Origin of the sequence: Streptomyces sp. NPDC059564 (assembly GCF_042735575.1) — a bacterium.
Lineage (GTDB): Bacteria > Actinomycetota > Actinomycetes > Streptomycetales > Streptomycetaceae > Streptomyces.
Window position 1 is genome coordinate 1 of record NZ_JBHWBP010000319.1, and the last position, 8,942, is coordinate 8,942.

At 73.3% G+C, this 8,942-nt stretch carries 7 protein-coding genes; 4 read left to right on the top strand and 3 right to left on the bottom strand.

Annotation, left to right across the window (positions count from 1 at the left end):
- Nucleotides 1-95: 95 nt before the first annotated feature.
- A complete protein-coding gene (locus tag ACFV0Q_RS33355) occupies nt 96-992 on the top strand; it encodes a DivIVA domain-containing protein (protein WP_385010514.1) in 897 nt (298 codons plus the stop codon).
- A 151-nt stretch (nt 993-1,143) separates the two neighbouring features.
- Here the strand turns inward: ACFV0Q_RS33355 and ACFV0Q_RS33360 are convergent, their stop codons facing one another.
- A complete protein-coding gene (locus ACFV0Q_RS33360) occupies nt 1,144-1,998 on the bottom strand; it encodes an alpha/beta fold hydrolase (protein ID WP_385010516.1) in 855 nt (284 codons plus the stop codon).
- An 81-nt stretch (nt 1,999-2,079) separates the two neighbouring features.
- Here ACFV0Q_RS33360 and ACFV0Q_RS33365 point away from each other — a divergent pair, with 81 nt between their 5' ends.
- Nucleotides 2,080-2,616 carry a CGNR zinc finger domain-containing protein gene (locus tag ACFV0Q_RS33365; protein WP_385010518.1) on the top strand — a complete coding sequence of 179 codons (537 nt, stop codon included), beginning with the start codon at nt 2,080-2,082 and terminating at the stop codon, nt 2,614-2,616.
- A gap of 7 nt (nt 2,617-2,623) precedes the next feature.
- Here the strand turns inward: ACFV0Q_RS33365 and ACFV0Q_RS33370 are convergent, their stop codons facing one another.
- Nucleotides 2,624-3,439: a hypothetical protein gene (locus tag ACFV0Q_RS33370; RefSeq protein WP_385010520.1), complete on the bottom strand. Its 816-nt coding sequence runs from the start codon at nt 3,437-3,439 to the stop codon at nt 2,624-2,626.
- Nucleotides 3,440-3,515: 76 nt separating this feature from the next.
- Complete coding sequence (locus ACFV0Q_RS33375) at nt 3,516-5,195, bottom strand: MFS transporter (protein WP_385010522.1); 1,680 nt, start codon at nt 5,193-5,195, stop codon at nt 3,516-3,518.
- A gap of 302 nt (nt 5,196-5,497) precedes the next feature.
- On the opposite strand from ACFV0Q_RS33375, the gene ACFV0Q_RS33380 reads away from it, so the two are divergent.
- Together ACFV0Q_RS33380 and ACFV0Q_RS33385 are read left to right on the top strand one after the other, a co-directional pair.
- A complete protein-coding gene (locus ACFV0Q_RS33380) occupies nt 5,498-6,274 on the top strand; it encodes an ABC transporter ATP-binding protein (protein WP_385010524.1) in 777 nt (258 codons plus the stop codon).
- The gene (locus tag ACFV0Q_RS33385; protein WP_385010526.1) at nt 6,271-8,844 is read left to right on the top strand and encodes an ABC transporter permease; all 2,574 of its coding nucleotides are present in this window, start codon (nt 6,271-6,273) and stop codon (nt 8,842-8,844) included. The genes ACFV0Q_RS33380 and ACFV0Q_RS33385 overlap by 4 nt, the downstream gene beginning before the upstream one ends.
- The last annotated feature ends 98 nt before the right edge of the window (nt 8,845-8,942 follow it).

Sequence of the window (8,942 nt, forward strand, 5' to 3'; positions counted from 1 at the left end):
GTACCCCCGACGGGGGTACCGGCCCGGCCATTCCGGCTTCTGCCACCAAATGACGCATCCTTGACAGCAATCCCCGCGAGAGAGGCGCTTCCAGGATGAGTGCACCCATGTCACCTCACGGACCCCAGAGTTTCTCGACCGTGCGAGGCCGTGGCTACCGGACGGAAGAGGTCGACCGGTACTTGGCGCGGCTGTCCGGGAGCCGGGACGAGGCGTGGGAACGGGTGGCTCGGCTGACCGTCCTGGCCAAGCGGATGGAGGCGGAGGCGGAGCGGCTGCGGGGCACCGTGGCCGGGCTGGCCCCGCAGACGTACGACGACCTGAGCGAGCGGGCCCGGCGGATCCTGGCGCTGGCCCAGGAGGAGGCGGAGGTCCTGCGGAGCGAGGCGCGGGCCGACGCGGTGGAGGCGATGGGCGCGGCCGAGGCGCACGCGGACCGGGTCGCGGAGCTGGCCCGGCACGACGCGGAGGCGGTGCGGGAGCAGACCGAGGTGCGGGCGCGGCAGGGGGTGCAGCGGGCGCAGCGGGAGGCCGACGGGCTGCGGGCGGAGGCGCGGGAGGACGCGGAGGGGTGGCGGTCGGAGGCGGTGGCGGCCGTGGCCGAGACGCGGCGGCGCTCGCAGGCGCTGCTGGCGGAGCGGGAGCAGGAGCAGGCGGAGCGCTGGGACGGGGCCGGGCGGGAGCTGGCGGCGCGGGAGGCGGAGCAGGAGGCGCGGTACGCGGAGCTGGAGCGGTACGCGGAGGCGCGGCTCGCGGAGGCTCGGCGGGGGTTCGCGGAGGCGGAGGAGTCGGCACGGCACGGGCAGGAGGACGCGGAGGCGCGGGCCGCCGAGGTGGTGGCGGAGGCGCGGGTGCGGGAGGAGCGGGCCGGGCGGGAGACGGACCGCGTCCTGCGGGAGCACGCGGAGTCCCAGGAGGAGATGCGGGCCCACATGAACCACGTCCGCTCCAGCCTGGCCGCCCTGACGGGCCGCGCCCCGGCGGAGGGCTGACGGCCGTCCCGCCAGGGCGGTTGCCCTGCCGGGCGGCTGCCCCGACTCCGCCCCGGGCGGCACGTCCGGCCTCGCCGCCCCTCAGGCCCGGCCTCCCCGGCGTGTGAGGGGGGAGTGGTGGAAGGGCGGGGCGGGGAGGGCCCGTCGGCCGTCAGGGAAGCGTCGTCAGGAAGGCGGCGATCTTCGGGGCGATGGCCGTGAGGTGGGTTTCCAGGGCGAAGTGGCCCGCGGCTTCGAAGATGTGGAGTTCCGCGTCCGGGACGTCGCCGAGGTACGCCTTGGCGCCCGCCGGGGTGAAGAAGGGGTCGCCCGCGCCCCAGACGACCAGCAGCGGCGGGCGGGCCGCGCGGAGCCAGGCCTGCCAGTCCGGGTAGTGCGCGAAGTTGGAGGCGTAGTCGAAGGCCAGGTCGGCCTGGGCGTCGGCGCGCCCCGGCAGGCCGAGGTAGTGGACGTCCAGGGTCCAGTTGTCGGGGGAGACGAGGGAGGGGTCCGCGACCCCGGTCTCGTACTGGAAGCGGGTGCCCTCCTGCGTGAAGAGCCCCCGTACGCGCTCCTCGTCGCCGGGGACGTCGCGGGAGAGCCCCGCGAATTCCCGGGCCGCGTCCGAGAGGCCCTCGTCGTACGCGTTGCCGTTCTGGACGATCAGGCCCGTGATCCGCTCCGGCCGCCGCGTGGCGAGCCGCAGCCCCACGGGGGCGCCGAAGTCGAACACGTACAGCGCGAAGCGTTCCAGGCCGAGGGCGTCGGTGAAGCCCTCCACGATGTCCGCGAGCCGGTCGAAGGTGTACGTGAACCCTTCCGGGGCCTCGGTGCGGCCGAAGCCGGGGTAATCGGGGGCGATCAGCCGGTACGGGGTGCCGGCGAGCGCGTCCATCAGGCGGGTGAACTGGTGGGACGAGGTCGGGAAGCCGTGCAGGAGCAGCAGGACGGGGGCGTCGGCGGGACCGCTCTCGCGGTAGGCCACGGATACCCCGTCCACGTCGACGGTGTGGTGGGAGATCGTCATTACATGCCTCCTTGGGCTTCGGTGGCATTAGTCTGAGCGATCTTGGCTAATGGGTCAAGAGGGGTTGATAGAGTTAGGGACATGAGTTCGTTTCCTCTTGTGGGTGAGCCCCTCGCGCTGGATCTGATCAACGCCGGGGATCGCCTCGGCGACCCCGCGGGGCTCGCCGCCTGGCTGGCCGAGCAGGGTGGGCGGCTGGAGGCCGTCGAGGTGGGGGAGGCCGAGGCGGGCGCCGTACGGGGCGTGCAGGAGGCCGCCGGGCCGCTGCTGGAGGCCGCCCGGCGGGGGGAGCGGCCGCCCCGGGAGGCGCTGCGCGCGCTCAACGGCGCCCTCGCCGCGGCCCCGTCCCACCGGGAGCTGGCCTGGACGGCGGAGGCCGGGCTGACGGCGGCCCCGCACAGGACGGCCGGCCCGGCGCGGCGGCTGGCCGCGCAGCTCGCGGAGGCCGTGGCGGAGCTGCTGACGGACCCCCGGGTGACGGAGGTCCGGCGGTGCGAGGGGGAGGGCTGCGTGCTGCTGTTCCTCCCGGCGCACCCCCGCCGCCGCTGGTGCGTGGCGTCGGTGTGCGGCAACCGGGCCCGGGTGGCCCGCTACTACGCCCGCCACAAGGAGGCGTGAGCGCCCGTCAGCCGGCCGGTGCGTAGCGGTACGGGTCGCTGCGCAGGCCGCGCGAGGTGACCACCACCGTGAACGGCGGCTGCGCGGTGGGCGGCAGAGGGGCCGTCAGGGCCCCCGTCACCGGGTCCGGGGTGGCCGCGAGGGCGGTGTCGTCCACCGTCAGGCGGGGTTCGGTGAAGCCGCCGCCCTCCACCGTGAGCAGGCCGTCGGCGGCGCTGACGTGGGTGATGACCGGGTTGCCGCGGGTGGCCATCTTGTTGACCAGGTAGGCCCCCGCCGGTGCGCCGGTCAGGGCCCAGATCTCGGACGGCAGGTGCGGCAGGCCGGCGCCGACGTCGGAGAGGAAGAAGAGGACGACGTAGAGCATCGTGACCGCGCTCAGGGCCACGTACTGGAGGTCCACGAGGTCGGTGCGGCCGCTGTCGTTCGCGATCAGTTCCCGCAGCGGGCGGCGGCCGGTGGCGGTCGGCTTCGGGGCCGGTTTGGCCATGGTGCCGCTCTCCACCCGCAGGCCGACGACCGTCTTCGCCGCGATCAGGGCCGCGTAGGGGCCTCCGAGCAGCGGCAGGTACACCGAGGTCAGGGTGGACAGGGGGCCGTCGGGGCCCTGGAAGTAGCGGATTCCGCCGCCCGCCGTCAGGCCGTACGCGAGGATCGCGAGCAGCAGCCAGACCAGGATCACCGTCCAGGCCAGGGCGAGGGTGGTGGAGGTGGAGAGCCGGCCGTCGCGGCCGGTCACCGGGCCGGGACGGCGGGCCAGGCGCAGGGCTGCGGGCCCGGCCAGGGCGGCCAGTAACGCCAGTGCGAAGAGTGCGGATGCCATGCGTCCCCCCGGGTCGGTCCTGGGGAAGAGGGTTGCCTATTGAGCCCGAGCATGACAAGTCGCCCCGGGGTCCCGGCTACTCCTGTTCCGGCAGCACCGGGAAGCGGCGCGGCGCCACCAGCAGCAGGACCAGCAGGGCGGCCACCGCCGCGGCCGTCGCGCCGAGGAAGATGTGGTCCACGGCCGCCGCCACCGCCCCGCGCAGGTGCGCCGAGGCGGCCGGCGTGAGGGAGCCCGGCTCGGCCAGGGCCCGCGACACGTCGTCGAGCCGCTCCGGGAGCCCCGCCACCGGCGCGTCCGCCAGCCGGGCGGCGACGGTCGCGTTGGCCACCGCCCCCAGCAGCGCGGCCCCCACGCTCTGCCCGACGGTGCGGCAGAACAGCACGGAGGCCGTCGTGGTGCCCCGCTCGGCCCAGCCCACCGTGGACTGCACGCCGACGATCAGCGGCAGCTGGAACAGCCCGAGGGCGGCTCCCAGCAGCAGCATGACCAGCGCGGGCTGCCACGGCCGGGCGGGGTGCGGGAGCAGGGTGAAGGAGAACAGGATCACCGCGGCCAGCGAGATGCCGAGGACGGCGGTGTCGCGGAAGCCGATGCGCCGGTAGACGTGCTGGCACAGGGCCGCCGACAGGGGCCAGCTCAGGGTCATCAGGGCCGTCACGAACCCGGCCCCGACCGGCCCGAGGCCGAGTACGGACTGGGCGTACGTCGGCATGAACACCATCGGGGCGACCATCAGCAGCCCCAGCGCCCCCAGCGCCAGGTTCACGGCGGCGATGGTCCGACGGCGCCACACCCAGCCCGGCAGGATCGGCTGCGCCGCCCGGCGTTCCACCCGGACCACCACGGCGGCCAGCACCGCGCTCGCGCCGAGCAGCGCCAGCGAGGGCGCCGACAGCCAGGGCCAGGCGACCCCGCCCTGCACCAGCGCGAAGAGCAGCAGCCCGCCGCAGGCGAAGACTCCGAGCGCTCCGGCCCAGTCCACCGGGCCCCGGCGGCCGGGGGAGCGTACGGGCTCCACGAGGTGGCGGGCGGTCAGCCACAGGGCGAGCCCGGCGAGCGGCACGTTGATCAGGAAGGTCCAGCGCCACCCCGGGCAGGCGGCCAGCAGACCGCCGAGCGCCGGGCCCAGCAGGGAGGAGCTCGCCCACACGGTGGTCATCCGGGCCTGGATCCGCGGGCGGTCCCGGAGCGGGTAGAGGTCGGCGGCCAGGGTCTGCACGGTGCTCTGGAGGGCGCCGCCGCCCAGCCCCTGCACGATCCGGAACGCGATCAGCGCGGCCATGTTCCAGGCCGAGGCGCACAGGACGGAGCCGAGGAGGAAGAGGGATGTCCCGAAGAGGAGGACGGGCTTGCGGCCGAGGGTGTCGTTGAGCTTGCCGTACACGGGGAGGGTGACGGTGACGGCGAGCAGGTAGCCGGAGAAGAGCCAGGTGAAGACGGAGAAACCGCCGAGGTCCCCGACGATCTGGGGGACGGCGGTGGAGACGATCGTGCTGTCCAGGGCGACCAGGGACATGCCCAGCATCAGCGAGACCACCACGGCGGTCGGCGGCCGGCCGGGCGTGACGCCCCCCGGCGCCGAGGCCCGCGCCGGACCGGCGAAAGCCACGCCCGCCGCCCCCGCCGACCCCGCCGCCCGCGCCGGATCGGCGGAAACCTTTCCCCCGGCGGCGTCCGCCGCGTTCCCCCCGCCCCCGTCCGCCCCGCGCTCCCCTGACCCCACCGCGTCCCCCTCGTCTGCGGAGAACACCATCTCACCGGGGGTGTGCCCGCCGGTATCCCCTACCCCGCGTCCGCCGAAGGACGGACATCCCCTAGGGGTATCTCCACACAAGGGCCCAGGGGTCTTTCGTCCCGGCGGAGGAGGCCGAAGGGCCCGCGGCGTCCTTAACTGGTTCATACGAGCGGGGCGCGGGGGGTGGGGTTAACCCCCCGGTGGATACGGCGAGGGGCACCAGGGCGCCGGACCCCCTCCGCAGCACAGACTTCACCGCGGTGACGCACACGAGCGCGCACGCTGACGAACCACATGGGGAGAAAACCGTGACAACGGCGATGACCGAAACCAGGCACGGGGGGACCGGCGGCCACGGCGCCGTCGCGGCCCGGGCGCGCAAGGTCGTCAAGGCCTACGGCTCCGGCGAGACCCGCGTCGTCGCGCTGAACGAGGTGGACGTGGACATCCACCGCGGCCGGTTCACCGCGATCATGGGCCCGTCCGGCTCGGGCAAGTCCACACTGATGCACTGCCTGGCCGGACTGGACACCGTGACCAGCGGAAAGATCCAGCTGGACGAGACCGAGATCACCGGCCTGAAGGACAAGAAGCTCACCCAGCTGCGCCGCGACAAGATCGGCTTCATCTTCCAGGCGTTCAACCTGCTGCCGACGCTCAACGCCCTGGAGAACATCACCCTCCCCATGGACATCGCGGGCCGCAAGCCCGAGCAGCAGTGGCTGGAGCGGGTCGTCGAGACCGTGGGCCTCGCGGGCCGCCTCAAGCACCGCCCGACCGAACTCTCCGGCGGCCAGCAGCAGCGCGTGGCGGTCGCCCGGGCGCTCGCCGCCCGCCCGGCGATCATCTTCGGCGACGAGCCGACCGGAAACCTGGACTCCCGGGCCGGCGCCGAGGTCCTCGGCTTCCTGCGCCGCTCCGTGGACGAGCTGGGCCAGACCATCGTGATGGTCACCCACGACCCCGTCGCCGCCTCCTACGCGGACCGCGTCATCTTCCTCGCCGACGGCAGCATCGTCGACGAGATGTACGCGCCCACCGCCGACCAGGTCCTCGACCGCATGAAGGACTTCGACGCGCGCGGGCGGACCTCGTGACCGTCATGAAGACCGCGCGACGCAACTTCTTCGCGCACAAGGGGCGGATGGCGCTCTCCGCCGTCGCCGTACTGCTCTCCGTCGCCTTCGTCTGCGGGACGCTCGTCTTCACGGACACGATGAGCACGACCTTCGACAAGCTGTTCGCGGTCACCAGCTCCGACGTCACCGTCAGCCCCAAGCCGCCCGCCGAGGGCGAGGACAACCAGATGCGGGGCAAGCCGCAGGTGCTGCCCGGCTCGGCCGTGGAGAGCGTCCGCAAGGCCGAGGGCGTCAAGTCCGCCGAGGGCGCCGTCTTCTCGACCGCCGTCACGGTCGTCAACTCCAAGAACGAGAACATGGGGTCGACCACCGGAGCCCCGACCATCGCGGGCAACTGGACCGAGAACGAACTCAAGTCCATGAAGATCACCTCCGGTCAGGCCCCGCGCGGCCCCACCGAGGTGATGGTCGACGCCGACACCGCCGACAAGCACCACCTGAAGCTCGGCGACGAACTGCGGACCATCGCCATCACCGGTGACATCCGCTCGAAGATCAGCGGCATCGCCACCTTCACCGTCACCAACCCGGGCGCGGCCATCGTCTACTTCGACACCGCCACCGCGCAGGAGAAGCTGCTCGGCGCCCCCGGCGCGTTCACCCACGTCAACGTCACCGCCAAGGACGGCGTCAGCGACGAGCAGCTCAAGAAGAACGTCGCCGCCACGGCCGGCGCGGACGCGTACAAGCTGCAGACCGCCAAGGAGGCCGCGGCCGCCAACAAGAAGGACATGGGCTTCCTCGACGTCATGAAGTACGTGATGCTCGGCTTCGCCGGGATCGCCTTCCTCGTCGGCATCTTCCTGATCTTCAACACCTTCTCGATGCTGGTCGCCCAGCGCACCCGTGAGATCGGCCTGATGCGGGCCATCGGTTCCGACCGGAGCCAGATCAACCGCTCCGTCCTCATCGAGGCCCTGCTGCTCGGTGTGGTCGGCTCCCTCGCCGGAGTCGCGGCGGGCGTGGGCCTGGCCGTCGGCCTGATGAAGCTCATGGGCCAGATGGGCATGCACCTGTCCACCGACGATCTGACGGTCAAGTGGACGACCCCGGTCCTCGGCCTGGTCCTCGGCATCGTCGTCACCGTCGTCGCCGCCTACATCCCGGCCCGCCGGGCCGGCAAGGTCTCCCCGATGGCGGCCCTGCGCGACGCCGGAACCCCCGGCGACCGCAAGGCCGGTGTGGTCCGCGCGGTCCTCGGCCTGGTCCTGACCGGCATCGGCGGCGCGGCCCTGTTCCTCGCCGCGGCCGCCGAGAAGGCCGCGGCCGGCTCGCTGTGGCTGGCCCTCGGCGTGCTCTTCAGCCTCATCGGCTTCATCGTGATCGGCCCGCTGCTGGCCGGTGTCGTGGTCCGGGTGCTCGCCGCCCCCGTGCTGCGGCCCTTCGGCTCCGTCGGCCGGCTCGCCGAGCGCAACGCGCTGCGCAACCCGCGCCGTACGGGCGCCACGGCCGCCGCGCTGATGATCGGACTGGCGCTGGTCGCCTGCCTGTCGGTGGTCGGCTCCTCGATGGTGGCCTCCGCCACCGACGAACTCGACCGGACGGTCGGCGCGGACTACATCGTCAGCTCCGACAGCATGCAGCCCGTCATGCCGCAGGCCGAGCAGGCCATGCGCGCCGTCAAGGGCCTCGACCACGTCACCGCCTACCGGGAGGTCGAGGGCAAGATCACCGCCCCCGACGGCAGCAGCCTGCGGAGCGAGCTGAGCGTCACCGACCCGACGTACGCCCAGGACGTGCGCCGCAAGATGACCGCGGGCCGCCACGAGGACGCGTACGCGGCCGGCTCCATGGCGGTCGGCTCGCTCTACGCCGACGAGCACCACGTCAGGGTCGGCGACGAGCTGACGGTCGCCTTCACCGGCGGCAGGACGACGAAGCTGAAGGTCGCCGCGATCACCTCGGACGAGGGCAACCTCGACAAGGGCGTGAAGTACATCAGCACCGCGACCGCCGAGGCGAACCTCCCGGCGGACCAGCTGCCCCGCCCCTTCATGCTGCTGGCCAAGGCGCGGTCCGGGCAGGCCGACAGCGCGTACGCGGCGGTCAAGGCGGCCCTGGCCGAGTACCCGCAGTACAAGGTGCTCAACCAGACCGACTACAAGGAGAACCTCAAGGACCAGGTCGGGCAGCTGCTCAACATGGTCTACGGCCTCCTCGCCCTCGCGATCATCGTCGCGGTGCTGGGCGTCGTGAACACCCTGGCCCTCTCGGTGGTAGAGCGGACCCGCGAGATCGGTCTGATGCGCGCCATCGGCCTCTCCCGCCGCCAGCTGCGCCGGATGATCCGCCTGGAGTCGGTCGTCATCGCCCTCTTCGGCGCCCTGCTGGGCCTCGGCCTGGGCATGGGCTGGGGCGCGACCGCGCAGCAGCTCCTCGCCCTCCAGGGCCTGAAGGTGCTGGAGATCCCGTGGCCGACCATCCTCGGGGTGTTCGCCGGCTCGGCCCTGGTGGGCCTGTTCGCCGCACTGGTTCCGGCCTTCCGGGCGGGGCGGATGAACGTACTGAACGCGATCGCCAGCGAGTAGTCGGCGCGGGGCGGTCGTACGGGGGAAACAACGGGGGAAAGTACGGGGGAACGGGGGAAAGCGCCGGTCCCGGGCCGTCCGCGAGGGCGGCCCGGGGC